The organism is Pseudoflavonifractor phocaeensis (assembly GCF_021531815.1).
Taxonomy (GTDB): Bacteria; Bacillota; Clostridia; order Oscillospirales; family Oscillospiraceae; genus Lawsonibacter; species Lawsonibacter phocaeensis_A.
This window is the reverse complement of sequence record NZ_JADYUM010000003.1, coordinates 47,945-72,921: the sequence shown is the minus strand read 5'-3', so window position 1 is coordinate 72,921 and position 24,977 is coordinate 47,945. Positions and strand designations below refer to the sequence as shown.

24 protein-coding genes and 1 riboswitch are annotated in these 24,977 nt (G+C 60.9%); of the genes, 9 read left to right on the top strand and 15 right to left on the bottom strand.

Annotation, left to right across the window (positions count from 1 at the left end; genetic code table 11):
• Positions 1–173 precede the first annotated feature (173 nt).
• From I6E42_RS02625 to I6E42_RS02615, 3 genes are all read left to right on the top strand, one after another.
• A complete protein-coding gene (locus I6E42_RS02625) occupies positions 174–1,373 on the top strand; it encodes a pyridoxal phosphate-dependent aminotransferase (protein WP_235370305.1) in 1,200 nt (399 codons plus the stop codon).
• 238 nt (positions 1,374–1,611) lie between these two features.
• Positions 1,612–3,048, top strand: a complete 1,437-nt coding sequence (purB, locus tag I6E42_RS02620; RefSeq protein ID WP_235370303.1) for an adenylosuccinate lyase — start codon at positions 1,612–1,614, stop codon at positions 3,046–3,048.
• A 28-nt stretch (positions 3,049–3,076) separates the two neighbouring features.
• The gene (locus I6E42_RS02615) at positions 3,077–4,384 is read left to right on the top strand and encodes an AI-2E family transporter (RefSeq protein WP_235370301.1); all 1,308 of its coding nucleotides are present in this window, start codon (positions 3,077–3,079) and stop codon (positions 4,382–4,384) included.
• A 112-nt stretch (positions 4,385–4,496) separates the two neighbouring features.
• Here the strand turns inward: I6E42_RS02615 and I6E42_RS02610 are convergent, their stop codons facing one another.
• Positions 4,497–5,738 carry a 6-phosphofructokinase gene (locus I6E42_RS02610; protein WP_235370298.1) on the bottom strand — a complete coding sequence of 414 codons (1,242 nt, stop codon included), beginning with the start codon at positions 5,736–5,738 and terminating at the stop codon, positions 4,497–4,499.
• A 144-nt stretch (positions 5,739–5,882) separates the two neighbouring features.
• Between I6E42_RS02610 and fba the strand changes: the two genes are divergently transcribed.
• Together fba and I6E42_RS02600 are read left to right on the top strand one after the other, a co-directional pair.
• Positions 5,883–6,851, top strand: a complete 969-nt coding sequence (fba, locus tag I6E42_RS02605; RefSeq protein WP_235370297.1) for a class II fructose-1,6-bisphosphate aldolase — start codon at positions 5,883–5,885, stop codon at positions 6,849–6,851.
• A gap of 189 nt (positions 6,852–7,040) precedes the next feature.
• Positions 7,041–7,577, top strand: coding sequence for an amidase domain-containing protein (locus I6E42_RS02600; RefSeq protein ID WP_235370296.1), 537 nt, complete (start codon positions 7,041–7,043; stop codon positions 7,575–7,577).
• A gap of 62 nt (positions 7,578–7,639) precedes the next feature.
• Here the strand turns inward: I6E42_RS02600 and I6E42_RS02595 are convergent, their stop codons facing one another.
• From I6E42_RS02595 to I6E42_RS02535, 13 genes are all read right to left on the bottom strand, one after another.
• On the bottom strand, positions 7,640–8,002 hold the full coding sequence (locus tag I6E42_RS02595; RefSeq protein WP_235370295.1) for an SdpI family protein: 363 nt from the start codon (positions 8,000–8,002) through the stop codon (positions 7,640–7,642).
• Position 8,003: 1 nt separating this feature from the next.
• A complete protein-coding gene (locus I6E42_RS02590; RefSeq protein ID WP_235370293.1) occupies positions 8,004–9,056 on the bottom strand; it encodes a tyrosine recombinase XerC in 1,053 nt (350 codons plus the stop codon).
• Between the two features lie 308 nt (positions 9,057–9,364).
• The gene (radA, locus tag I6E42_RS02585) at positions 9,365–10,738 is read right to left on the bottom strand and encodes a DNA repair protein RadA (RefSeq protein WP_235370290.1); all 1,374 of its coding nucleotides are present in this window, start codon (positions 10,736–10,738) and stop codon (positions 9,365–9,367) included.
• 100 nt (positions 10,739–10,838) lie between these two features.
• A complete protein-coding gene (gene xerD, locus I6E42_RS02580) occupies positions 10,839–11,720 on the bottom strand; it encodes a site-specific tyrosine recombinase XerD (protein WP_235370287.1) in 882 nt (293 codons plus the stop codon).
• Between the two features lie 23 nt (positions 11,721–11,743).
• A complete protein-coding gene (locus I6E42_RS02575; protein ID WP_235370285.1) occupies positions 11,744–12,364 on the bottom strand; it encodes a hypothetical protein in 621 nt (206 codons plus the stop codon).
• A 275-nt stretch (positions 12,365–12,639) separates the two neighbouring features.
• A complete protein-coding gene (gene scfB, locus I6E42_RS02570) occupies positions 12,640–14,061 on the bottom strand; it encodes a thioether cross-link-forming SCIFF peptide maturase (RefSeq protein WP_235370284.1) in 1,422 nt (473 codons plus the stop codon).
• 82 nt (positions 14,062–14,143) lie between these two features.
• On the bottom strand, positions 14,144–14,284 hold the full coding sequence (scfA, locus tag I6E42_RS02565; RefSeq protein WP_008980862.1) for a six-cysteine ranthipeptide SCIFF: 141 nt from the start codon (positions 14,282–14,284) through the stop codon (positions 14,144–14,146).
• An 82-nt stretch (positions 14,285–14,366) separates the two neighbouring features.
• Entirely contained in the window at positions 14,367–14,795 is a 429-nt protein-coding gene (locus tag I6E42_RS02560) for a TIGR04086 family membrane protein (protein WP_235370282.1), read from the bottom strand.
• Positions 14,796–14,862: 67 nt separating this feature from the next.
• Entirely contained in the window at positions 14,863–15,138 is a 276-nt protein-coding gene (gene yajC, locus I6E42_RS02555; protein WP_235370281.1) for a preprotein translocase subunit YajC, read from the bottom strand.
• 111 nt (positions 15,139–15,249) lie between these two features.
• Positions 15,250–16,392, bottom strand: a complete 1,143-nt coding sequence (tgt, locus tag I6E42_RS02550; protein ID WP_235370279.1) for a tRNA guanosine(34) transglycosylase Tgt — start codon at positions 16,390–16,392, stop codon at positions 15,250–15,252.
• A gap of 12 nt (positions 16,393–16,404) precedes the next feature.
• Positions 16,405–16,677 carry a TfoX/Sxy family protein gene (locus tag I6E42_RS02545; RefSeq protein WP_235370276.1) on the bottom strand — a complete coding sequence of 91 codons (273 nt, stop codon included), beginning with the start codon at positions 16,675–16,677 and terminating at the stop codon, positions 16,405–16,407.
• Entirely contained in the window at positions 16,674–17,723 is a 1,050-nt protein-coding gene (queA, locus tag I6E42_RS02540; protein ID WP_235370274.1) for a tRNA preQ1(34) S-adenosylmethionine ribosyltransferase-isomerase QueA, read from the bottom strand. Before queA ends, I6E42_RS02545 begins: the two co-directional genes overlap by 4 nt.
• Before the next feature lie 30 nt (positions 17,724–17,753).
• Positions 17,754–19,553, bottom strand: coding sequence for a SpoIID/LytB domain-containing protein (locus I6E42_RS02535; RefSeq protein ID WP_235370273.1), 1,800 nt, complete (start codon positions 19,551–19,553; stop codon positions 17,754–17,756).
• 80 nt (positions 19,554–19,633) lie between these two features.
• Positions 19,634–19,815, top strand: a riboswitch (Lysine riboswitch).
• 240 nt (positions 19,816–20,055) lie between these two features.
• Here I6E42_RS02535 and asd point away from each other — a divergent pair.
• The 4 genes from asd to I6E42_RS02515 all read left to right on the top strand — a co-directional run bounded on the left by asd (position 20,056) and on the right by I6E42_RS02515 (position 23,754).
• Complete coding sequence (gene asd / locus I6E42_RS02530) at positions 20,056–21,144, top strand: aspartate-semialdehyde dehydrogenase (protein WP_235370271.1); 1,089 nt, start codon at positions 20,056–20,058, stop codon at positions 21,142–21,144.
• A 38-nt stretch (positions 21,145–21,182) separates the two neighbouring features.
• The gene (gene dapA / locus I6E42_RS02525) at positions 21,183–22,073 is read left to right on the top strand and encodes a 4-hydroxy-tetrahydrodipicolinate synthase (protein ID WP_235370269.1); all 891 of its coding nucleotides are present in this window, start codon (positions 21,183–21,185) and stop codon (positions 22,071–22,073) included.
• 49 nt (positions 22,074–22,122) lie between these two features.
• Complete coding sequence (gene dapB, locus I6E42_RS02520; protein WP_235370268.1) at positions 22,123–22,878, top strand: 4-hydroxy-tetrahydrodipicolinate reductase; 756 nt, start codon at positions 22,123–22,125, stop codon at positions 22,876–22,878.
• A gap of 132 nt (positions 22,879–23,010) precedes the next feature.
• Positions 23,011–23,754, top strand: a complete 744-nt coding sequence (locus I6E42_RS02515) for a tRNA threonylcarbamoyladenosine dehydratase (RefSeq protein ID WP_235370267.1) — start codon at positions 23,011–23,013, stop codon at positions 23,752–23,754.
• Between the two features lie 46 nt (positions 23,755–23,800).
• On the opposite strand, the gene I6E42_RS02510 is transcribed toward I6E42_RS02515, so the two are convergent.
• Positions 23,801–24,961 (bottom strand): pyridoxal phosphate-dependent aminotransferase, encoded by a 1,161-nt coding sequence (locus I6E42_RS02510; RefSeq protein WP_235370266.1) that lies wholly within the window; start codon positions 24,959–24,961, stop codon positions 23,801–23,803.
• Positions 24,962–24,977 lie beyond the last annotated feature (16 nt).

Genomic DNA, 24,977 nt, shown 5'->3' with positions numbered 1-24,977 from the left:
GGTATAATATGTCCTGCCGTGTGCGAACAGGACCGCATAGATTAGGTCGGAGGCCGCTGCGGCAAATTTTTGCAGGAATCCCTGTATTTTGCAGGACAGATACTTTTGTTTTGCATGATTTTTTGCAAAATCGGAAAAGAATTACAGGGTAGGAAATAGGAGGAAAGAGACCTATGAAAGAGTTGTCAAGAATTGCTCTGGCGGTGGAACCCTCCGCCACCATGGCGATCGACTCCATGTTCAAGCAGATGAAAGCAGAGGGGCAGGACGTGATCGGCTTCGGCGCCGGTGAGCCCGATTTTGCCACGCCTGACCACATCAAAGCCGCCGGTCACGCGGCCATCGACAACAACGACACCCGCTATACCCCCTCCAGCGGTACTGTGGAGCTGCGCAAAGCCATCTGTGCCCGGCTGAATGCCGACTGCGGACTGGATTACGACTTCAAGCAGATCTCTGTCTCCAACGGCGCCAAGCCCTGTGTCTATGTGGCCCTCCGCGCCCTGGTCAACCCCGGGGACGAGGTCATTCTGCCCTCTCCTTACTGGGTCAGCTACTCCGAGCTGATCCGGATGGTGGGCGGCGTTCCCATCATCGTCCATGCCGCCGAGGCCGATGAGTTCAAGATCACCGCCGAGGAACTCTCCGCCGCCATCACCCCCAAGACCAAGTGCATGATCCTGAACAACCCCTGTAACCCCACCGGCTCCATGTACAGCCGGGAGGAGTTGGAGGCTCTGGCCAAGGTCTGTTTGGAGCAGGACATCTATGTCATCTCCGACGAGATCTATTACAGCCTGGTTTACGACAACGCCGAATTCGTCAGCTTCGCCTCTCTGGGCGAGGAGGTCAAGGAGCGCACTCTGCTCATCAACGGCGTCTCCAAGTCCTATGCCATGACAGGCTGGCGGATCGGCTACGTTGCCGCCAACCACCAGATCGCCCAGGTCATCGCCAACTATCTCAGCCACTGCACCGGTTCCCCCTGCGCCATCTCCCAGAAGGCCGCGCTGGAGGCGCTGACCGCCTCCCAGGACAGCGTGGAGAGCATGCGCCTGGCCTTTGAGCGCCGCCGTAACTATATGGTGGAGCGGATGAACAACATCCCCGGCGTCAGCTGCAACAAGCCCCACGGCGCCTTCTATATCATGATGAACATTGAACAGCTCATCGGTAAGGAGATGCACGGCCAGGTCATCCGGAACGCCGACGATTTCGGCACCCTGTTCCTGAAGTACGGCAAGGTGGCTGTGGTCCCCGGCACCAGCTTCGGCGCCCCCAACTTTGTCCGCTGGTCCTACGCCACCTCCATCGATAATATCAAGGAGGGTCTGAGCCGCCTGGAGCGCTTCCTCCGGGGCGAGACCGTCTGAGCAATATGAACATGCAAAGGGATGCCGTGTCCGCGGCATCCTTTTTTATTCTGAATTTTTCCTGAAAGTTTCCCGAAAGTGTGGCAATGCGGAAAGAAATACGATATAATAATATCGACTGGATCAACGGCGCTGTGATTCCCGCCATGCCGGAAGGGCAGGGGGGAGGCGGAACAGTATTTTCCCGCCCTCGTGCCGCCATAGAAGAAACACTTTAGATAAAAGAGGTCGAAATAACATGGCTACCAACACCTACGAAAGCCCCTTGTCCTCCCGCTACGCCAGTGACGAGATGCTGTACATTTTCTCCGCCGATAAGAAGTTCTCCACCTGGCGCCGCCTGTGGGTCGCCCTGGCCCGGGCCGAGATGGAGCTGGGCCTGCCCGTTACCCAGGAGCAGGTGGACGAGATGGAGGCCCATATCACCGACATCGATTACGAAAAAGCCGCCCAGTGGGAGAAGAAGCTGCGCCACGACGTGATGGCCCACGTCCACACCTACGGTGAGCTGTGCCCCAAGGCCATGCCCATCATCCATCTGGGGGCCACCAGCTGCTACGTGGGGGACAACACCGATGTGATCCTCATGAAGGAGGGGCTGGAGCTGGTGCGGGGCAAGCTGGTCCAGGTCATCGCCAAGTTGGCCAAGTTCGCCAACGAGTACAAGGCCCTGCCCACCCTGGGCTTCACCCACTTCCAGGCCGCCCAGCTGGTCACCGTGGGCAAGCGCGCCACCCTGTGGATGAACGATCTGCTCATGGACCTGGAGGAGGTGGAGCACCGCATCTCCACCCTGAAGCTGCTGGGTTCCAAGGGCACCACCGGCACCCAGGCCTCCTTCCTGGAGCTGTTCGAGGGGGACCACGAGAAGGTGAAGCTGCTGGAGGAGAAGATCGCCAAGGAGATGGGCTTTACGGCCTTTGTCCCCGTAAGCGGACAGACCTATTCCCGCAAGATGGACTACAACGTGGTGTCCACCCTGGCCGGCATCGCCCAGTCCGCCAGCAAGTTCGCCACCGACATGCGCCTGCTCTGCCACCTGAAGGAAGTGGAGGAGCCCTTTGAGAAGAACCAGATCGGTTCCTCCGCCATGCCCTATAAGCGCAACCCCATGCGCTGCGAGCGGATTTGCTCCCTGGCCCGGTATGTCATCGTGGACGTGGGCAACCCCGCCGTCACCACCGCTACCCAGTGGTTTGAGCGGACCCTGGACGACTCCGCCAACAAGCGCATCTCCGTGCCCGAGGCCTTCCTGGCCGTGGACGCCATCCTGAATATCTACCTGAACGTGGCCTCCGGCCTCATTGTCCACCCCAAGGTCATCGAGAAGCATGTCTTGGAGGAGCTGCCCTTCATGGCCAGCGAGAACATCATGATGGACGCGGTGAAGAAGGGCGGCAACCGCCAGGAGCTCCATGAGCGCATCCGTGTCCACTCCCTGGAGGCCGGAAAGAATGTAAAGGATCTGGGCTTGTCAAACAACCTGATCGATCTGATCGCGGAAGATCCCGCCTTCGGCATGACCCGGGAGGAGCTGACCGCCCATCTGGAGCCCAGCCGTTACATTGGCCGCTGTCCCCAGCAGGTGGAGGAGTTCCTGGACGGGGAGGTAGCTCCCGTGCTGGAGCGCTACGCCGGCGCCCTCCAGGACAAAGAGGCGGAACTGAAGGTCTGACACACCGGGAAGGACAGGTGGAATTGCCTTGAAGCGCAGTCCATATAGACGTTATATCGCTGCCGGCGTCACGGCGTTCTGCGTGGTCGCCGCTGCCATCCTGCTCTTTTTCCTTCTGTTCCACGCCGCGGGGGTCCGGCGGTTTCTGACGCTGCTGGCCCGCATCCTGCGCCCCATCTTCATGGGCATGATCATCGCCTTTCTCCTTCTGCCTGTCCACCGGGGCATCCTGGGCTTTATGAAGGCCACGACGCCGGACAGCAGTCTGAAGGACCAGCGGAACCTCGCCTTTCTGAATGTCCTGGCCATCGTTTTCAGCCTGCTCTTTGCCTTTTTTCTGGTCTATCTTCTGATGGCCATGGTGGTCCCCCAGGTCTACCTCAGCATTGTGGGGCTGATCCAGGCCTTCCCGGACTATATTGAGAGCGTCCAAACCTGGCTGGTCGCCTTTCTGGATGACAACCCGGAGATCCAGTCTTCGGTCATGTCTCTGTACGACTCGGCGGCCAACTCCCTGGAGCAGTGGCTGTACACCGATATCCTGCCCAATCTGGAATCTATTCCCTCCACCTTCCAATGGCTGCGAGGTTCCGTCCTGCCCAATCTTACCGGGGTGGTCTCAAACGTTTCGGCCATGATCGCCGCATTCCTGAACCTGATGAAGGACCTGCTCATTGCCCTCATCGTCTCCATCTACCTGTTGGCCCGGAAGGATACCTTTGCCGCCCAGAGCAAGAAGGTCGTGTACAGCATTTTCCCCACCCGCACCGGGGACCTGATCGTGGAGGAAGTCCGGAACGCCTACCGTATCCTCAGCGGTTTCATCACTGGGAAGCTGTTGGATTCCATGATCATCGGCGGGATCACGCTGGTTTGCAGCAACCTGTTCAAGTTTCCCTATCCCGCCCTCCTGGCCACCATCATCGGCGTGACCAACATCATCCCCTTTTTCGGCCCCTTTATCGGGGCGGTGCCCTGCGCCTTCCTGATCCTGCTGGTCAGTCCCATCCAGTGTATCTATTTTGTGGTGTTTATCATTGTGCTCCAGCAGTTTGACGGCAATATCCTTGGCCCCAAGATCCTGGGCAGTTCCACCGGGCTGGCCTCCTTTTGGGTGCTGTTCTCCATTCTGCTGTTCGGCGGCCTGTTTGGCTTTGCGGGAATGGTGTTGGGGGTACCTGTTTTTGCCATGCTGTACAACATTGCCAACCGGCTGGTCCGGCGGGGACTGCGAAAGCATGGGCTGCCCCAGGACACGGGGTTCTATCTGGGGAAAACGGGGCCTTTGTCCTGCGGTGCAGGTGATGTGCCGGAGGAAAAGAACCCTCTGCATTGAGTATTGAAAACGAGCGCCCTATGCCGTCTGGCATGGGGCGCTCGTATTTTCGGGCACGCATGGCGTGAAAGAAAACGCCCCGCCGTGATAACACGGCGGGGCGTCCAGATCATTACATCTCGGTGGTGAGGACCTTCTTCAGGCGGGCGAAGCGGGGGAGGGAGTTCTCCTTGGGGGCCTCGGACTCACCCTGGATCAGGGGTAACACATAATCAATGAAGGGCTGCTCAATGCCGTTGCCGGCCTCATTGATCCACTCGCGGGGGACCTTCTTCTCGAAGTTGGCCACGATATCCAGGGGCTCCAGGCTGGTCTCACACTGGTAGCCGCCCTCGCGGGTGCACTTAAAGGCAACCATCTTATCGGTGACGCCGGAAACAGCGGCCTCCACAGCGGCGGCGCCGGCCTGCCAGGCCTCTTTCACGTCGGTCTTGGAGGCGGCGTGGGACGCGCAGCGCTGAAGCAGAGACAGTTCGATGCCGCGGACCTTGGCGCCGGTGGCCTGCTTCACCGTCTCGGCCAGCAGGGAGGCCAGACCGCCCAACTGGGCATGGCCGAAACCGTCGGTGGCGGAGGTCTTGGCCTCGGAGACGAAGGTGCCGTCGGCGTAGTGAATGCCCTCGGAGACAGCAACCATGCACTTGCCGGTCTTGGCATAGATGGCCTTCACGTCGGCCAGGAACTTGTCCATGTCGAAGTCAGTCTCAGGCAGGTAGACCAGGTCGGGACCGCAGCCAGTGAGGGAGGCCAGAGCGGCAGAACCGGCCAGCCAGCCAGCGTGACGGCCCATGATCTCAATGATGGTGACCATGCCGGTGTCATAGACGTGGGCGTCCTGCCAGACCTCGGCGCAGGAGGTGGCGATATACTTGGCGGCAGAGGCGAAGCCGGGGCAGTGGTCGGTGCCGTTCAGGTCGTTGTCGATGGTCTTGGGCACGCCCATGATGCGGCATTCATAGCCTACCTTCTGCATATACTTGGAGATCTTGTTGCAGGTGTCCATGGAGTCGTTGCCACCGTTGTAGAAGAAATAGCGGACGTTGTATTTCTGGAAGATCTCCAGAATGCGCTTGTAATCGGTGTCGTCCTTGTCGGGGTCAGCCAGCTTATACCGGCAGGAGCCCAGAGCAGAGGAGGGGGTATACTTCAGAATATCCAGCTCGGCGGGGTCCTCCTGGGACATGTCATACAGCTTGTCCTCCAGCACACCCTTGATGCCGTGGGCGGCACCCAGCACCCGGGTAATGCAGTCAGCCTTCAAAGCGGTCTGGATGACGCCCTGAGCGCTGGCGTTAATGACAGCGGTGGGGCCTCCGGACTGGCCGATAATACAGGCGCCAGTCAATTTCTCCATGTTTGCTTCCTCCTTAAACGAAATAAATAAGAATAAAATGGAATTAACTCGGAAATTCTCTTTAAAGGATAACACAAACCCTTGTATTTATCAACCGTTAATGATACAATAAGAAACGCCAAATTTGAAAAGGAGATGGTAACTATGCCATTGGTCACTACTACCGAAATGTTTAAGAAGGCTTACGACGGCGGCTACGCCATCGGCGCTTTCAATGTGAACAACATGGAGATCGTCCAGGGCATCACCGAGGCCGCCCGCGAGGTCAAGGCCCCCCTGATCCTCCAGGTCTCCAAGGGCGCCCGCGCCTACGCCAACCACACCTATCTGGTGAAGCTGGTGGAGGCCGCTGTCATCGAGTGCCCCGAGATCCCCATCGCCCTGCATCTGGACCACGGCCCCGATTTCGAGACCTGCAAGGCCTGCATCGACGGCGGCTTTACCTCCGTCATGATCGACGCCTCCTCCAAGCCCTTCGCTGAGAACATCGAGATCACCAAGAAGGTCGTTGAGTACGCCCATGACCACGGCGTGGTGGTAGAGGCCGAGCTGGGCACCCTGGCCGGCGTGGAGGACGAGGTGAAGGTTTCCGCCGAGGATTCCTCCTACACCCATCCCGAGGAGGTCGAGGAGTTTGTGACCAAGACCGGCTGCGACTCCCTGGCCATCGCCATCGGCACCAGCCACGGCGCCTATAAGTTCACGCCTGCCCAGTGCACCCGCAACGAGAAGGGCATCCTGGTTCCCCCGCCCCTGCGTTTCGACGTGCTGGAGGAGGTCTCCAAGCGCCTGCCTGGCTTCCCCATCGTGCTCCACGGATCTTCCTCCGTGCCCCAGGAGTATGTGAAGATGATCAACGAGCACGGCGGCAAGATGCCCGACGCCATCGGCATCCCCGAGGACCAGCTGCGCAAGGCCGCTTCCATGTCCGTGTGTAAGATCAACATCGACTCTGATCTGCGCCTGACCATGACCGGCACCATCCGCCAGTTCTTCGATGAGCACCCCGACAAGTTCGATCCCCGCGAGTATCTGAAGCCCGCCCGCGCCAACATCAAGGAGCTGGTCAAGCACAAGCTGATCAACGTCCTGGGCTGCGACGGCAAGGCCTGATCTCAGCTTATCTTTTCCCATGTGACCCGACGGGCCGCCGCAAGGAATTTGCGGCGGCCCGTTTTCACTCCTTGGCCACTGTCCCACGAGAATCTGTGAAGAACTGAAAACCGCCCCGGTCCTATGGGCCGGGGCGGAACCTTTTCCCTTGCCCCGGACATAGACTGGTGGGAAAGGGGAGAGGGCCTCATGTCAGAGATCATTCCATATGACCGGGAAGCGGCGGTGCGCTATGCCCACCGATGGGCCTATGGCCGGAATCCAAAGTATTACGACTATGAGGAGATCGGGGGCGACTGCACCAATTTCGCCTCCCAGTGCCTCTATGCCGGTACCGGGATCATGAATTATACCCCTACCTACGGCTGGTATTACCTGGGGCCCAATGACAAATCTCCCGCCTGGACCGGCGTGCCCTACTTCTTCAATTTCATGACCCGGACTGAAGAGACACAGGGGCCTTTCGGAATGGAGAGTTCTCCACGCATGATCCAGCCCGGTGACTTTGTCCAGCTCCGATTTGAGCAGGAGCGGTTTGGGCATACCCCCATCGTGGTGGAGGTGGGAGAACCGCCCACCCTGAACAACATTCTGGTAGCTGCCCACAGTCTGGATGCGGATTTCCGTCCACTGGACACCTACCAGTTCCAGGAGATCCGTTTCATCCATATCCTCGGGGCCAGACGTCCGCTCTGGATACCCGAAAAATCCAAGAAGAACCAATGACTGTAAAGCGAAAACGCCGCACATCTTCCATAGATGTGCGGCGCTTTTCCGCGGCAATTGGTTCAGCCGATCCGGTTGCCGTTTTCGTCAAAAGAGGCCTTCAGCAAGCCTTCCACCAGGAAGGCACTGATGCACAGAAAGACCATCTGGCCGCCAATAAGCCAGAGAAAAAAGCCGGAATAGCTGGAACGAAATACCACCATCAGCGCGGCGGACGCGATGGCCAGCAGCAGACCCAGCCGGGTCCAGAGCTTGGCGATATGCCGGTGGGCGAAGGCCCAGGTCTCGTCGCTGCGGTCTGACAGGGCAGTGCGGTAGGCCAAACCACCGCCCCCGCGCTTGGGCGAGTGGGAACGCCAGATCAGGCCGAGGGCCAGCAGGGCCAGGGGAGTAGCCATCACCAGCAGGAAAGCCAGATAATACATGTCAATCCACATCCTTTTCGTCTGTTTCGGTATGCTCTTTGGTGCTGCCGGCACCTTTGGGCGGGCGGCCCCGGCGCTTTACCTGGGCCAGAGGATTGGCCCGGGCGGCGGCGCGGAGATCGTCGCTGTCCACGTGGGTATAGATCTGGGTGGTGTTCAAGTGGTCGTGGCCCAGCACCTCCTGGAGGGTCCGGACATCCACACCGTTTTGCAGCATCAAGGTGGCGGCGGTGTGCCGCAGCTTGTGGGAGGAGTACTGGGTGCTGTCCAGACCGGCGGCGGCCAAGTGCTTTTTGACCAGCTTGTGGACTGCGGCCTTGGAGATGCGCCGCCGGTTTTGGAGGGTGACGAACAGGGCGTTCTGATCCACCAGCGTCAGAGTGTTCCGGTCGGTCATCCAGTCCTGCAAAGCCTTCTGACAGGCGGGATTGAGAAATAAGACCCGTTCCTTGTTGCCTTTGCCCAACACCCTGAGATGGTCCCCTCGAACATCTGTTACATTGAGCCCGACCAGCTCGGAGATACGCAGACCGCAGTTCAAAAACAGCGTCAGGATGCAGTAGTCCCGGCTGGCGTTTTTGCCTTCCACCGATTCCAACAGTTCCACGCTTTCATCCAGATTCAGGTATTTTGGCAGGGACTTTTTCAACCGGGGGGAATCCAGATCCTGGACCGGATTCTGGTCCAGCAGCTTGGCCTTGTTGGTCAGGTATTTGTAAAAGGAACGGATGGTGGCGACCTTGCGGGCCCGGGACGCGGCGTTCAGACCGCGGTCGCGGGACAGGTGATTCATATAGCTGTAAATATCCGTCAGCGTGACACTGCGGACCAGAGACAGATCAACATCGTCAATGGAGATGTGATCCAGCGGAACGTCTCTGGGAACTAAATTTTTTTCCTGTTTCAAATAGCGGAAGAAATTCCGCAGGTCTAAAAAGTATTCGTCAACCGTCTGCCTGGAATGTCCCTGGATCGTTTCATGGTAAACCAGAAAATCCCGCAGCAGCGGCGGAGCTTCAGTTCGGTAGTCCGTATGCCTGCTAAAAGCCTTCAAACGGGGTGGATCAGGCTTTTCGCCTCCACTCAGGTCAACAAAATTTTTATTTTGTTGACCTGAGACTCTACCCATTTTAGAGGGCCTTTAACGTCCCTCCTTTCGTCGGTATATGAAAAAGTCTTTTGGAGATGCTAAGACAAAGATGCCGGATGGAATCGAGGTGGATCTGCGTGAGTCTTATTGCCTGCACCGATCCCTGCGTTTATCAGAAAGACGGCCGGTGTTCCTTGTCACGGGCGCTGTCTTCCGGGATCCCTTCCAGCGGCGGCTGTGTGAACTTTATCCCCAGGCACCCGTCCGCGGCTTTACAGCAGCGCGGCCAGAGCCTCCCGGATATTGGCCACCCGGATCAACTCCAGGCCCTCCGGGACAACCAGCTTTCCCTGGACCCGCTTGGGGATCAGGCACTTGGTGAAGCCCAGACGCCGGACCTCAGCCAGCCGTTGTCCCAGGGCGCTGACTGACCGGAGCTCCCCAGTCAATCCCACCTCTCCGATGGCGGTCAGATCGTGGGGCACTGGGCGGTCCCGAAAGCTGGAAGCCAGGGCCAGGATCGCGGCCAGATCGGCGGCCGGCTCATCCAGGTACAGGCCGCCGATGACGTTCACATAGGCGTCGCAATTGCCCACCAACAGTCCGCCCCGCTTCTCCAGCACCGCCAGCAGCAGCATCCCGCGGTTATAATCAAACCCGTTGCTTACCCGGCGGGGGTTTCCCAGGCTGCTGGGCACCACCAGGGCCTGGATCTCCGCCAGCACCGGGCGCACACCCTCCATGACGCAGGTGACACAGGTGCCGGGGGCCCCGGACGGGCGGCCCGCCAGCATGGCTTCCGAGGGATTGGGCACCTCCGTCAGACCGCCGTCCTCCATCTCGAAGACGCCGATCTCATTGGTGGCGCCGAAGCGGTTTTTGGCCGCGCGCAGGATGCGGTAGGCCATATGGCGCTCCCCTTCGAAGTAAAGCACGCAGTCCACCATGTGCTCCAGCACCTTGGGACCGGCAATGGAACCCTCCTTGTTCACATGACCGATCACGAAGACGGTGAGCCCCTCCCCTTTTGCCAGCTGCATCAGGGTCATGGTGCACTCTTTCACCTGGGTGATGCTGCCGGGAGCGGAGTTTACATCCCCGTTGTACATGGTCTGGATGGAGTCCACGATGAGGACATCGGGCTGGAGCTGGTGCACAGCGTCCACCAGATTTTCCAGGTTTGTCTCCGACAGCAGATAAAGCCCATCTCCCCGCACCTTCAGACGCTCCGCCCGGAGCTTGATCTGCCGCTCCGATTCCTCACCGGACACGTATAAAACGGTGGCGAACCGGCAGAGATTGTCGCAGATCTGGAGCATCAGGGTGGACTTCCCGATGCCGGGGGCGCCGCCCACCAGCACCAGGGAGCCCTTTACCGCCCCTCCCCCCAGCACCCGGTCCAGTTCCCCCATTCCGGTGAGAAAGCGCAGCTCGTCGGTGGTCTCCACCTCGGTCATGGGCTTGGGGCGGCGGACCGCCACCCCGATGGCAGACCCCCGTGAGGCGGCCGGACCGGCCTTTTTCGCCGGCTTCTCCGCCGGGCGCTCCACTACGGTGTTCCAGGCGCCGCAGGCAGGGCATTTTCCCGCCCACTTGGGAGTCTCATTGCCGCACTCGGTACAATAAAACAAGGTCTTTGCCTTCATGAAAAACTCCTCTTTGGTCAACAAAACTTTTTTTCATTATAGCAGGCTGCGGTAAACTTGTAAACGCAAAACGGCAGGAGGCCTCCCTCCTGCCGCGTTTTCATGCCCTGGGATGGGCTTTTAAATAGACGTCCTTGATCTTCTGGTTCAGCAGCCGGGAATAGATCTGGGTGGACGATATGTCGGCGTGTCCCAGCATCTCCTGAATGGACCGCAGGTCCGCTCCATTTTCCAGCAGATGGGCGGCGAAGGAGTGGCGCAGGGTATGGGGCGTGATGTCCTTTTTGATGCCCGCCTTTTCCTGGTAGTATTTGATGAGCTTCCAGAAGCCTTGGCGGCTCATCCGCTCTCCGTTCATGTTGACAAAGAGGGCCGTCTCGTCCAGGGAGTCCACCAACTGTGGCCGGACGTTATGTACATATTCGTTCAGGGCGCGGATAGCCGCCGGATACAGGGGGATGATCCGCTCCTTCCCCTTGCTGAAGCACTTGAGCACGCCGCCGGGTAGGTTGAGGTCATCCACGTCCAGGGCGATGAGCTCGCTGACCCGGATGCCGGTGGCGTAGAGCAGCTCCAGCATGGCCCGGTCCCGGTAGCCCTTCAGGTCGGTGCACTCGGGCTGCTCCAGGAACAGCTCCACCTCTTTCCCTGTCAGCACCTGGGGAAGCTTACGCTCCACCTTGGCGGGGACCACGCTCTTGGCCGGGTTCCGGTCGATCCCGCCCCGGCTGATGAGGCAGTTATAAAAGGACTTGATGGAGGCCACGGAACGGGTCACCGTGGCGGGGGACTTTCCCTTCCGGGTCAGGCCGTGGGCGTACTCCTCCACATCCTGGGACAGCACCTCGGTCAAGGGGATCTCCCGTTCCTCCATCTCTTTGGCGAACTGCCGCACGTCCCGCAGATAAGAGCTGACCGTGTTCGCCGAGGCCTGTTTTTCATTTTTCAAATAGTCCTCGTAGACAGATAACCAATCAGTCACAAGTCAACTCTCCCAACACAAAATTACAACACAACACGGGCGGCCGCCCGGAGCAGTACCGGCACCACCGCGTATTCCGCCCCGGCACAGGCCAGGACCAGCAGGACGCACAGCCATGCCCACAGCCAATACCGCGGGGTAAAAGGCAGCGTGCAGCGGGAATCTCCCATGACCCGCCGCATCAAGGCCTGGGAACTGGTCATGCTCTGAAACGCGGCTAAAAAGAGAGCGGGCCCCCACAGCAAGGCGGGCAGACCGAAAAGGACCAGCCCCGGGACCAGTCCCGCCGCCCCGAAGACCCGGCAGAAGCAGCCCACGGAAAACGCGAAGAAAAATCCCCGGACCGCCAGGACCAGGGGGATCACCACAACGCCGGCCGCAGCCAACCCCAGCAGCAGGACAGGAAGCAGGAGGCACAACTCTTTCCAAACCGCCGGCCAGAAGGGGTAAGCGGCCTGTCCCTCCAGGACCAAACTGAGATAGTCCACCAGATAGTCCCGCAGCTCCTGGGCGCCTGACCGGTCTCCCAACCCGGCAAACAGGCATCCGGCCATACCCCCCGCCAAAAACAGCAGGCACAGCAGCACCAGAACCGCGCCCTGTCCCCATGGCAAGTCCCATTTCCTTTGCTCCCGTTTTCCCATTGCCCTCACCTCCATACAGGGTATGAGGCGGCGGCGGGAAATAGACGGAGAACGGCGGACAACTGTGGCGATATAATTAATATAGCCTTTTCCACCATTTTTCGCAAGTCCTTTTCCCGGATTTTTCAATTTTTTCTATTTTTAAAACTTGTTATGTAAATTGCGTTATGTAAATTTGGTAAAGTGGAAAGAAAGGAGACCCCGCCTGAGCGGGGCCTCCTTTACCAAATATGGATGATTTTTCGCCTTGTTATGCTATATCTTGGGATTTTCGGTCATTCGCCGCACTGATCACACTGATTACAAGATGTATTATCACATTTTGTATCCCCCTGCTCCCCCATGCCGGCGGCGATGGCGTTCAGGGCGATGGCGCATTCCAGGCGCTTACGCTCCATGGCGCAGGCCACCTCGTTGGACTTTGTTATGTCGCCGTTGACAAGCAGGTTGGAGGCGGAACAGCCGCCGCTGCAGTAGAACCGGGCCCAGCACTCCCGGCAGGCGGGCCGGGTGTAGATGTTCTGGTCGGCAAAGGTCCGGGAGATCTCCATGTCGAAGGAGCCGTCGAACACGTTGCCCATCCGGTACTCCTCCTTCCCCACGAACTGGTGGCAGGGGTAGATGTCGCCGTCGGGGGTGATGGCCACGTACTCACAGCCCGCGCCGCAGCCCCGGAGCCGCTTGATGACGCAGGGGCCCTGGGCCAGATCCACATTAAAGTGGAAGAAATTGATGTCCTTCCGGTCCATCAGCAGCTTGGCCAGCTTTTCGTATTCTGCCTCCACCTGGGGTAGGTCCCCCTCCTTGATGGCGAAGGGGTCATCCAGGGGGCCGCTGGCCGGCTCCACCGACACATGGCGGAAGCCCAGGTCTCCCATGTGGAGCACGTCCTGGGCAAAGTCCAGGTTCTGGCGGGTGAAGGTGCCCCGGACATAGTAGTCCTTGGTACCCCGGCCTGCCACCAGCTTCTGGAACTTGGGGGTGATGATCTCATAGCTCCCCTTTCCGTTGACCGTGGGGCGCATGTTGTCGTTGACGTCCTTCCGGCCGTCCAGGGAGAGGACCACATTGGACATCTCCCGGTTGATATAATCGATGTTCTCGTCGTTGAGGAGGATGCCGTTGGTGGTGATCGTAAAGCGGAAACACTTGTCATGTTCTTTTTCCAGGGAACGGGCGTACTCCACCGTCTTCTTCACGGTGTCCATGGCCATGAGGGGCTCGCCGCCGAAGAAGTCCACCTCGATGTTCCGCCGCTTGCCGGACTTGGACACCACCCAGTCGATGGCCCGCTTGGCGGTCTCAAAGTCCATGGTCATGCGGTGGCCGGTGCCGAAGTCGCCGGTGGAGGCGAAGCAGTACTTGCACCGCAGGTTGCAGTCGTGGGACACGTGAAGGCAAAGTGCCTTGACCACCGCCTGGCGGGGCAGCTCCATGGCCTTGTCCCGGTCCACGTACTCGTCATCGGTAAAGAGCAGCCCCTGGTCCTGGAGGGCGCGCAGCTCCTCCCAAGCCTCGGCAAGATCGGCCGGGCTATACTGGGGCAGCCGGGCGGCCAGCTCCCCGGGAAGCGCCTCCCCCATGGGGCCTTCCACCTGGGAGAGCAGGTCATAGCTCAGCTTGTCCAGCACATGGACCGCGCCGCTGTTCACATCCGCCGCCAGGTATTGGCCCAGGGCGGTAAAGGTATGTACCATCTTGAAACGTCCTTTCCGTTGCGTCTATCTGACATAGGAAAAGGGCAGGCTGACGCCTACCCTTTTTAAGCGCTGATTTATATTACTGGTTCTCGCACTTCTGGTTGGCAACGGTGCAGGAAGTCTTGCAGGCGGACTGGCAAGAGGTCTGGCACTCGCCGCAGCCGCCCTTGGCGGCGCTGGCCTTCAGAGTGGCGCCATTGAGAGTCTGGATATGCTTCATTGGTATCTCCTCCTGATTGATCGCGGAGCGCGGGCCCCGCATAGATTATAACTATTATAACACAGAACTTTTTCCATTTCAATCATCTTCTGCGTTTTTTCTTGGAGGCGCCGCCGCTGCCCAGCAGTCCCGCGATGCCTCCGCCGCACAGGCAGGCGCACAGCAGCCCCGCCCCGCCCTGGTCCACCGAGGCGGTGTCATAGGCCAGCAGCCCCGCCGTCAGCAGCAGCAGGAACAGCACGGCGCCCACCCCCAGGCCCACCAGCAGGGTCCTGCGGCCGATCCGCCGGGCCGCGTACAGGCCGCCGGTCATAGCCCCCAGAACGCAGACCGCCAGCACCGCCCCCTCCATCCACCGCTCCCGCAGCAGCCCGGCGGACACCAGAACCGCGCACAGGAGCAGGGACAGGATAGCCGCCAGCCCGGCCAGCGCGCCCCCCTTCAGCAGGTCACACAGGGCGTCGATCCACTGTCCGCCCGTCTCCTCCGGACGTCTGTCCCGTTTTTTCATAACAATACCCTCCCCCATGGCTTCTGTCAAAACCTATGCGGGGAGGGTATGTTTCATGTCCTGTTTTTTACTTACTTGCCTGCTCGCCGGCCTTGGCGTTCTTGCTGGAGACAGCCCACTTGGTCAGCTCGATACGGACGCGGTCGGCGCCGGTCTCGATGACGATGGTGTTCTCCTTCACGGCGCAGACGGTGCCGGTGATGCCGCCGATGCTGGTGATCTCATCACCCACGACCAGGGAGTTGCGCAGGTTCTCCGCTTCCTTCTTCCGCTTATTCTCGGGGCGGATCATGAAGAAGTAGAGCATGGCGAACATAAGGACAAGCAAAATAATAGATTCCAAAGTAGTTCCCTCCAAAAGTCGTCTGTCAGCATTTTGCTGGACGCGTTTCTACTATTATAGCGGTTATAGGGTTTCTTGACAAGCCTTTTTGTCAAATTCCCCCGTCTCTTTTCATTTTGCTTCCTGGACGGGCCGGTCCAGCACCCCGGAATACCGGCGGCGGAAGTCTTCAAAGGTGCCCTGGTCCAGAGCCTCCCGGATGCGGGCCATGAGCTCGTTATAAAAGTGCAGGTTGTGGAGCACCGCCAGGCGCATGGCCAGCATCTCCCCCGCCGTGAACAGGTGGCGCAGGTAGGCCCGGGAGAAAGAGGCGCAGGCGGGACAGGTGCAGGTGGGGTCGATGGGCCGGGGATCCAGCTTGTACTTCTCGTTTTTCAGGTTGATGGTGCCCTCCCAAGTGTACAGCTTGCCGTGGCGGGCGTTCCGGGCGGGCATGACGCAGTCGAAGAAGTCCACGCCCCGGGCCACCGCCTCGATGATATTGGACGGAGTGCCCACGCCCATGAGGTAGCGGGGTTTGTCCTGGGGCATGTGGGGCTCCACTGCGTCGATAATGTCGTACATCACCTGGGTGGGCTCCCCCACCGCCAGACCGCCGATGGCGTAGCCGTCGCAGTTCAGCTTGGCGATCTCCTCCATGTGCCACACCCGGATGTCCGGGTAGGTCCCGCCCTGGTTGATGCCGAAGAGCATCTGGCCGGGATTGACACAGCCGGGCTGGGCGTTGAGCCGTTCATGCTCCGCGATGCACCGCTCCAGCCAGCGGACGGTCCGCTCGCAGGACTGCTGGACGTACTCCCGGGGCGAGGGGTTCTCCACGCACTCGTCGAAGGCCATGGCGATGTCGCTGCCCAGGTTGGACTGGATCTGCATGGACTCCTCGGGTCCCATGAAGATGCGGCGGCCGTCGATGTGGGAGGCGAAGGTGACCCCCTCCTCCTTGATCTTCCGCAGGCCGGACAGGGAGAACACCTGGAAGCCGCCGCTGTCGGTGAGCATGGGGCCGTCCCAGTCCATGAACTTGTGGAGGCCGCCCATCTGGCGCACCACCCCGTCTCCGGGGCGCAGGTGGAGATGATAGGTGTTGGACAGCTCGATCTGACAGCCGATGTCCTTCAGGTCGTGGGCGGACACCGCCCCCTTGATGGCCCCCTGGGTGCCCACGTTCATAAACACCGGGGTCTGGGCGGTGCCATGGGGGCAGGTGAACACGCCCCGGCGGGCCTTTCCCTCGGTTTTGATCACTTCAAACACAGACAGTTCTCCTTATTCCCTCGATTTTTTCCCGGAACAGTCCCGGAAAAACCGGCGCAGTTCCTCTTTGCGCTCCGGATCCAGCTGGGTCTTCCGCACCCCCTGGACCGCCCCCTCCAGGGCGGTGAGCTTGTGGAAGCAGGCGGAGGGGTCCCGGGCCTTCAGCCGCAGAAAGGCCCCCTCCGTCCCAACCGCCCGCAGGGTCTCCGGGTCGTGGATGTCCGCCTCCTCCAGCAGGCGGGCCAGCTCCGGGCCGATGTTGGGCAGGCCGGTCAGCTCGCTCATGGCCGCGCCTCCTTTTCCAGGCCGTCGGCGATGAACATGGCGTCGCCGAAGGAGAAAAAGCGGTACCGCTCCCGCACCGCCTCCTCATAGGCGGCCAGCACATGCTCCCGCCCCGCCAGGGCAGATACCAGCATGATCAGGGTGGACTGGGGCAGGTGGAAATTGGTGACCAGGGCGTCCAGCACCTTGAATTTGTAGCCCGGGTAGATGAAGATGTTGGTCCAGCCGGAACGGGCGGTCATGGTGCCGTCCTCGGCGGCGAAGGACTCGATGGTGCGGCAGGAGGTGGTGCCCACGCAGATGACCCTTCCTCCGTTCCGCTTCGTCTCGTTGATGATGTCCGCCGTCTCCTGGCTGATCTGGCAGAACTCTGAGTGCATCTCGTGGTCCTGAATGTCCTCCGCCTTCACCGGGCGGAAGGTGCCAAGGCCCACATGGAGTGTAACGTAACACTCCTTTACACCCATCTCCCGGATCTGACGCAGCAGCTCCGGGGTGAAATGGAGTCCGGCGGTGGGGGCGGCGGCGGAGCCCACCACCTTGGAGTAGACGGTCTGGTAGCGCTCCTGGTCCTGGAGCTCCGCCTTGATATAGGGCGGCAGGGGCATCTTGCCCAGCTGCTCCAGGATCTCCAGGAAAATGCCCTGGTAGTGGAACCGGACCAGCCGCTTGCCGTCCTCCACCTCCGCTTCGATGGTGGCGGTGAGCTGGCCCTCCCCGAAGATGACCTGGGCGCCGGGCTTCAGCTTTCGCCCCGGGCGGACCAGGCACTCCCACAGGCCCTCCCCCTTGTCCACCAGGAGCAGGACCTCGCAGGCCCCGCCGGTGGGCCGGTGGCCGATGAGCCGTGCGGGGAGCACCCGGGAGTCGTTCATCACCAGACAGTCCCCCGGACGCAGGAATTGGGGCAGGTCGTAGAAGTGGTGGTGGCCCACCGCGCCGGTGGTCTTGTCCAGGGTGAGCAGCCGGGAGGCGTCCCGCCGCTCCAGCGGGGTCTGGGCGATCAGCTCCTCGGGGAGGTAAAAGTCAAAATCAGAGGTCTTCAATGTTCATTACGCCTTTCTTGCCGTGATATATCAGTAGTCCCCCACCTGGGTGCCGGGGAAATAAAACTCCACGATCTCGTCGTAAGAGAAGCCCAGCCGGGCCATGGCGTTGGCGCCGTACTGGCTCATGCCCACCTGGTGGCCCCAGCCGGAGCCGTTGAACACGTAAGAGCTGCCGGAGACGGTGACGGTGCCGCCCCCCTGGTTGGTGCCGCCGGTGGTTTCGCCGGAACCGGAACTCTCCTCCGCCTTGGAGGTCTGTCCCGTTCCAGAGATGACGTACAGCTCCTCCCCCGCCTGTTCCGTGGTCCCGCTGCCGGAGATGGTGTACAGCCCCTCCAGGCTGGCAAGGGAGCCGGAGCCGTTGATGGCGTAGCCGCCGCCGGTGGAGGAGGACGAACTTCCGCCCCCCGCCTGGACCGTCTGGCCGTTGACGGTAAAGCGGATGGAGTTCACCCCAAAGGCCGAGCGGATTCCCACCTTGGTCCGGGGAGTGAAGGTGTTGCTCTGACCGTTGGTGTAGCAGACCTTCACCTGGATCACATTGCCAAGCTCCGAGTAGGTCAGCTCCAGGCGGTCGATGGAGGTGTTGGTGCCGTAGCCGTAGCCCTGGAGCCGTTTGCTCAGCTCCGACGCGGTGTACTTCACCGTCCAGGAGGAGTAGCTGTTCTTGTCCGCCACCGTCTCCTCATAGGGGTCCTCCACGCCGCAGAGGTAGGGATAGTTTTCCATGTTGGTGCCCCAGATATAATAGGCGCTCTCACTGGCGCCCCCGTGGCTGGAGGAGAAGAAGGTGTCCGCCAGGGTGTCCCGATACCAGAGGACCTCCCCCGCCGTCTCCTCCACCGCCTGGTCGCTGATGTCGCTGGGGCCGTAGTCGGTGCGGCCGCTGCCCACCCCCCGGTACACCTGGCAGTAGTCGGTGTTGCACACGTCAAAGCCCAGGCTGCCGTGGTAGTTCAGCCGCCTCAGGGCGTAGGTCCGGGCGCAGATGGCCTGGGCCTTCAGGGCCTCCAGGGGCCACTCCCGGCCCATCTCATAGCAGACCACACCCTTCACATAGTCCTCCAGCTCCACCACGTTGACCACCGTCAGGTTTCCGCCGGTGAGGCGCTGGTAAGTAAAGCCGCCCCGGTATTTGAAGCCGGAGAACCAGGTGCGCGCGTCCTCCGCCTCCGTCACGTCGGGGAGAATGCCCAGGGCCTGGTCCTTGCCCCCGTCAAACTGGAACAGGATGCGGTCGGTGCCCGTCTCCACCACGCTGACGCCGTAGGAGCTGGTGCCTACGATGGTCCCCTGGGACATGGAGGCCAGGGCGCCCTCCGCCCCCTCCTTGCTCAGGTAGGCCCCCACCCGGACCTGGTATTCCCCGCCGATCCAGGCCACGAAGCCGCCGTAGATCTCCGCGTCCGCCGCCGCGTCCTCATAGGTCATGTAAGAGCCGGGGATCTGGATGTGGTAGCAGCCCACCGAAAGGCCGCCGGTGTCGGAATCGAAATACGTGTATTTCCCCGCGGAGGAGTCGTATCCGTAATACATGTTCTGGGTCTTGAGCACCGCCACCTGGGTGACTTCCCGCCCGGTGCGGCCCAGCTCCACAAAATTCATATCACTGTCATAGTAACCGAAACGGAAGCCCTCGCCGTATCCCGTGTTGTTCTGCAGTTGGGCGCAGGCAAGCTCCCCCGTGGAATTGTGGCTGCTGGAGGAGGCCAGACCCACCCGGATCATGGTCTCTCCCCTGTCGTTTGTGCGTCCTGCCCAGACAGTAGGGATGGACAATGTGGCCGCAAGGAGGACAGCGGCAAGCTGCATAAATCTTTTTCTCATGGTCAACTCCATTTCTTACGTTTCGCACAGTTTTGCTCTATTGACACCTTATCTGAAAAATGATAGGATTAATTCAAACTATGCAGGATAGAGGTCGCGGCTTACATCAGTAAGCATGGCCAGGGGACCGGTCCCCGCGTCAGCCATGTGGAAAGGGAAAGCCGCCGAAGGGTCCCTCCGCCGGTGGAGAAGGCTCTGGTCGTCTGGTTAAGAGCCATGCGACTGTCATCAGGGGGCCGCCTGATGGAGCGCTGTCTGCTTTTGTGAATATTTTGCCGGCTGCCCCGGAAAGCCCTCAGTCGACATTATAGTACAAAATCAGCCGCTTGAAAAGCCGCTGATTTATTTTTTCCCTTTGCCCCATGTCCGCGAGGCGGACACATGAAATTTTTAGTCAGGTCATATAGTCAAAAAGAGCTGGTTCCCTTACCGGGGCGGGTCCCTGTCCGCCGCCGCGGACCGCGTGCTTTTGACTATGAACACCAATTGGAGGTAAGTAAAAATGGAAAAGTATAAAGTAGGCGTGATCGGCGGGACCGGCATGGTGGGACAGCGGTTCGTTACCTTGATGGAGAACCATCCCTGGTTCCAGCTCACCGTCATTGCCGCCAGCCCCCGCAGCGCCGGCAAGACCTATGAAGAGGCCGTCTCCGGCCGCTGGGCCATGACCAAGCCCATCCCTGAGGAGGCCAAGGGCATCGTGGTCATGGACGCCCAGGCCGACGTGGAGAAGATCGCTTCTCTGGTGGACTTCGTGTTCTGCGCCGTGGACATGAAGAAGGACGAGATCCGCGCCCTGGAGGAGAAGTACGCCAAGGCCGAGTGCCCCGTGGTGTCCAACAACTCCGCCCACCGCTGGACCGAGGACGTGCCCATGGTGGTGCCCGAGATGAACCCCCAGCACCTGGATGTCATCCCCGCCCAGCGCAAGCGCCTGGGCACCAAGCGGGGCTTCATCGCCGTCAAGTCCAACTGCTCCATCCAGGCCTACGCCCCCGCCATCCATCCCCTGCTGAAGTACGGGGTGGACAAGGTGCTGGTGTGCACCTACCAGGCCATCTCCGGCGCCGGCAAGACCTTTGAGCGCTGGCCCGAGATGATCGACAACCTGATCCCCTATATCGGCGGCGAGGAGGAGAAGAGCGAGCAGGAGCCCCTGAAGGTCTGGGGCCATGTGGAGGACGGCAAGATCGTCAAGGCCGAGGGCCCCGCCATCACCGCCCAGTGCCTCCGCGTCCCCGTGTCCGACGGCCACACCGCCGCCGTCTTTGTCTCCTTCAAGGGGGAGGCCCCCTCCATGGAGACCATCAAGGAGGAGTGGGCCAACTTCAAGGGCCGCGCCCAGGAGCTAGAGCTGCCCTCCGCCCCCAAGCAGTTCATCCACTACTTTGAGGAGCCTGACCGTCCCCAGGCCAAGCTGGACCGGGAGCTGGAGGGCGGCATGGCCGTCTCCATGGGCCGCCTGCGTCCCGACACCCAGTATGACTACAAGTTCGTGGGTCTGGCCCACAACACCCTCCGGGGAGCCGCCGGCGGCGCCGTCCTGCTGGCCGAGCTGCTGTGCGCCGAGGGCTACATCGACCACAAGTGATTGGTTTTGATCTAATTTGAAGAAAGGGTGCATGTTCCATGAGAAACCCCGTATTTACCGGCTCCTGCCCCGCTCTGGCCACCCCCTTTGACCAGAACGGCAATATCAACTACGACGCCTTCGGCCGCCTGATCGACGCCCAGATCGCCGCCGGCGTGGACGCGGTCTGTGTCTGCGGCACCACCGGCGAGTCCGCCACCATGTCCATCCGGGAGCACATCGCCGCCGTGGACTTCTGCGTCAAGCGGGTGGACCACCGGGTGAAGGTCATCGCCGGCTCCGGCAGCAACGACACCTCCGCCGCCGTCTACCTGACCCAGCACGCCCAGGACTCCGGCGCCGACGCCGCCCTGCTGGTCACCCCCTACTACAACAAGGCTAGCCAGACCGGCCTTATCAAGCACTATGAGTACATCGCCGAGCGCACCGAGCTGCCCATCATCCTGTACAACGTGCCCAGCCGCACCGGCGTCTCCTTCACCGCCGACACCTACAAGGTGCTCTCCGAGAACCCCAAGATCAACGGCGTCAAGGAGGCCAGCGGCAACTTCTCCCTCCTGGCCCACACCCGCTGCATCTGCCCCGAGGACTTCTACATCTGGTCCGGCAACGACGACCAGGTGGTGCCCATGATGTCCCTGGGCGCCAAGGGCGTCATCTCCGTGGTGTCCAACATCGCCCCCGAGGTGATGGTGAAGATGAGCCACCTGTGCCTGGAGGGCAACTTTGAGGAGGCCTCCAAGCTCCAGATCCAGTACATGGACCTGATCGACGCTCTGTTCTGTGAGGTCAACCCCATCCCCGTCAAGGCAGCCATGAACCTGATGGGCATGGAGGCCGGCCCCCTGCGCCTGCCCCTGTGCGACATCTCCGACAAGAACCTGGCTGTCCTGCGCGCCTCCATGGAGCGGATGGGACTGTTGAAGTAAGACAGAAAAGCCTCCGAACTGGAGGCTTTTCTGAACTGGAGGTCTTTTTATGCTGAAGATAATCATTTCCGGCTGCAACGGCCATATGGGCCGGGTGGTGGCTGACCTGTGCGCCGCCGATCCCCAGGTGGAGGTTGTGGCGGGCTTCGACGTCATGGGTTCCACTGACCGGGAGTTCCCCGTCTTCTCCTCTCCCGACCAGTTCAAGGGCCAGGCCGACGCCGTGATCGACTTCTCCTCCCCCGCCGCCCTGGACGGCCTGCTGGCCTTCGGCAAGGCCACCAAGACTCCCCTGGTGCTGGCCACCACCGGCTACTCCCCTGAGCAGGTGGCCCAGGTGGGCGCCGCCGCCCTGGAGGTGCCCATTTTCCGGTCCGCCAACATGTCCCTGGGCATCAACGTGCTGCTGGAATTGGTGAAGAAGGCCGCCTCCATCCTGGGGGACAGCTATGACATCGAGATCGTGGAGCGGCACCACCGCCGGAAGGTGGACGCCCCCAGCGGCACCGCCCTGATGATCGCCGACGCCGCTGCTTCCGCCTGCGGCCACGAGACGGAGTACGTCTTTGAGCGCCACTCCGTCCGCCACCCCCGGGACAAGAAGGAGATCGGCATTTCCGCCGTCCGGGGCGGCACCATCGTGGGCGAGCACGAGATCATCTTCGCCGGCCACGACGAGGTCATGGAGATCAAACACACCGCCCTTTCCCGGGAAATCTTCGCCCAGGGCGCCCTGGAGGCCGCCAAGTTCATGGCCGCCGTCACCGCCCCCGGCATGTACGACATGAGCATGCTGGTGAAATGAGTTGTTAAAAACAGCCTCTTACGGAAGTGAGAGGCTGTTTTTCTTTGCAAGGGAGCGCATCTGTGGTAGAATAAAAGAAAGAATACTTCTTACCTGACAAGTCACAGAATGAGTCGAAGGAGCTGCATTGTTATGTCCGATCCATTCATCCGCACCCGCCTGCTCATTGGGGACGAACCCCTGGACCGGCTGGCCGCCGCCAGGGTGGCCGTCTTCGGCGTGGGGGGCGTGGGCGGTTTCTGCGTGGAGGCCCTGGCACGGGCAGGCGTAGGTACTTTACACCTCTATGACGACGATACCGTCTCCGAGAGCAATCTGAACCGGCAGATCGCCGCCCTCCGGTCTACCATCGGCCAGTCCAAGGCGGTGGTCATGGCGGCACGGGTCAGGGACATCAACCCGGACTGTAAGGTAGAGGCCATCCGGATGTTCTACCTGCCCCAGAACGCGGATCAGGTGGATCTGAGCCTGTACGACTATGTGGTGGACTGTATCGACACGGTGGCCGCCAAGCTGGAATTGGTGTCAAGGTGCACTGCTTTACAGGTAAAAATCATCAGCGCCATGGGCTCGGGCAACAAGCTGGACCCCACCGCCTTCACGGTCACCGACATCTCCAAGACCCAGGGCTGTCCCCTGGCCCGGGTCATGCGTAAGGAGCTCCGCAAGCGGGGCATCCACCACCTGAAAGTGGTCTACTCCCAGGAGGAGCCCCTCTCCCCCGCCCAGCCCATTGAGACGGAGGTCCCGGCGGGTTCCGGCACCCGCCCCGGCTCCACTGCCCGGCGGGCCACCCCGGGGTCCATCTCCTTTGTCCCCGCCGCCGCCGGCCTGGTGCTGGCCTCGGCGGTGGTCCGGGACCTGGGTCAGTTTTAGTTTGATTTTAGTTGTAAAGCAAGCCCGCCTTACGGCGGGCTTTCCTTTATTTTTTCAGCTTGTTCAGGTTGGCCAGCCGCTCCAGAGCCCCCTGGAGGGTGGACTCCTTTTTGGCGAAATGGAGCCGGACCAGGTGGTTCACATCCTCCCGGAAGAAGCTGGAGCCGGGGACTGCCCCCACCCCCACTTTTGCGGCCATTGCCTCGCAGAACTCCAGGTCGCTGGCGTAGCCGTATTCCGAGATGTCCAGCAGCACGTAGTAGGCCCCCTGGGGCACGTTGTGGGCGATCCCCAGGTCGTCCAGCCCCTTCAGGAAAAAGTCCCGTTTTTCGGTATAGATCTGCCGGAGCTGGCGGTAGTAGTCCTCCCCCATCTCCAGCCCCGGGATGGCCGCCTCCTGGAGAGGTGCGGCCGCGCCCACCGTCAGGAAGTCGTGGACCTTCTTTGCCACGTCGATGATCTCCGGCGAGGCGATGATGTAGCCCAGCCGCCACCCAGTGATGGAATAGGTCTTGGACAGGGAGCTGCAAGAGATGGTCCGCTGAAACATCCCGGGCAGGCTGGCGAAGTAGGTGTGGACGTGGGGGGCGTAGACGATGTGCTCATACACCTCGTCGGTGATCACATAGGCGTCGTACTTCCGGACCAGGCAGGCGATGGTCTCCAGCTCCCCCCGGGTGAACACCTTTCCGCAAGGATTGGAGGGGTTGCACAGAATCAATGCCTTGGCCCCCTGGCGGAAGGCGTCCTCCAGCTCCTCGGGGTCAAACTGATAGGCCGGGGGCTTCAGTGGCACATAGATGGGCTGGGCCCCGGACAAAATGGCGTCCGCCCCGTAGTTCTCATAGAAGGGGGAGAACACCGCCACCTTGTCCCCCGGATCCACCACCGTCATCATGGCGCACATCATGGCCTCGGTGGAGCCGCAGGTCACCAGCACCTGGCTGTCCGGGTCGATGGGCAGGCCCATGTATTTGGACTGCTTGGCGGCCAGGGCCCGGCGGAAGTTTTCCGCCCCCCAGGTGACGGCGTACTGGTGGGGCCCCTCCCGGCTGACCTGGGCCAGCCGGTCCAGCAGGACATGGGGCGGGTCGAAGTCCGGGAAGCCCTGGGACAGGTTGACCGCCCCATACTGGTTGCAGATCCGGGTCATGCGGCGAATGACGGAATCGGTAAAGCCGGCGGTCCGGGCAGACAGCGGTTTCATAAAGAATCCTCCCTCT

What these genes read in the sequence shown, in the direction of transcription:
- scfA (WP_008980862.1), bottom strand. Translation starts at nt 14,284, where the DNA reads ATGAAGCATATCCAGACTCTCAATGGCGCCACTCTGAAGGCCAGCGCC.
- radA (WP_235370290.1), bottom strand. Translation starts at nt 10,738, where the DNA reads ATGAAGGCAAAGACCTTGTTTTATTGTACCGAGTGCGGCAATGAGACT.
- dapB (WP_235370268.1), top strand. Translation starts at nt 22,123, where the DNA reads ATGCTGAAGATAATCATTTCCGGCTGCAACGGCCATATGGGCCGGGTG.
- I6E42_RS02535 (WP_235370273.1), bottom strand. Translation starts at nt 19,553, where the DNA reads ATGAGAAAAAGATTTATGCAGCTTGCCGCTGTCCTCCTTGCGGCCACA.
- I6E42_RS02610 (WP_235370298.1), bottom strand. Translation starts at nt 5,738, where the DNA reads ATGGAGAAATTGACTGGCGCCTGTATTATCGGCCAGTCCGGAGGCCCC.
- I6E42_RS02560 (WP_235370282.1), bottom strand. Translation starts at nt 14,795, where the DNA reads ATGAAAAAACGGGACAGACGTCCGGAGGAGACGGGCGGACAGTGGATC.
- purB (WP_235370303.1), top strand. Translation starts at nt 1,612, where the DNA reads ATGGCTACCAACACCTACGAAAGCCCCTTGTCCTCCCGCTACGCCAGT.
- I6E42_RS02575 (WP_235370285.1), bottom strand. Translation starts at nt 12,364, where the DNA reads ATGGGAAAACGGGAGCAAAGGAAATGGGACTTGCCATGGGGACAGGGC.
- I6E42_RS02625 (WP_235370305.1), top strand. Translation starts at nt 174, where the DNA reads ATGAAAGAGTTGTCAAGAATTGCTCTGGCGGTGGAACCCTCCGCCACC.
- I6E42_RS02595 (WP_235370295.1), bottom strand. Translation starts at nt 8,002, where the DNA reads ATGTATTATCTGGCTTTCCTGCTGGTGATGGCTACTCCCCTGGCCCTG.
- I6E42_RS02545 (WP_235370276.1), bottom strand. Translation starts at nt 16,677, where the DNA reads ATGAGCGAGCTGACCGGCCTGCCCAACATCGGCCCGGAGCTGGCCCGC.
- scfB (WP_235370284.1), bottom strand. Translation starts at nt 14,061, where the DNA reads ATGGTACATACCTTTACCGCCCTGGGCCAATACCTGGCGGCGGATGTG.
- dapA (WP_235370269.1), top strand. Translation starts at nt 21,183, where the DNA reads ATGAGAAACCCCGTATTTACCGGCTCCTGCCCCGCTCTGGCCACCCCC.
- I6E42_RS02515 (WP_235370267.1), top strand. Translation starts at nt 23,011, where the DNA reads ATGTCCGATCCATTCATCCGCACCCGCCTGCTCATTGGGGACGAACCC.
- fba (WP_235370297.1), top strand. Translation starts at nt 5,883, where the DNA reads ATGCCATTGGTCACTACTACCGAAATGTTTAAGAAGGCTTACGACGGC.
- asd (WP_235370271.1), top strand. Translation starts at nt 20,056, where the DNA reads ATGGAAAAGTATAAAGTAGGCGTGATCGGCGGGACCGGCATGGTGGGA.
- I6E42_RS02600 (WP_235370296.1), top strand. Translation starts at nt 7,041, where the DNA reads ATGTCAGAGATCATTCCATATGACCGGGAAGCGGCGGTGCGCTATGCC.
- I6E42_RS02510 (WP_235370266.1), bottom strand. Translation starts at nt 24,961, where the DNA reads ATGAAACCGCTGTCTGCCCGGACCGCCGGCTTTACCGATTCCGTCATT.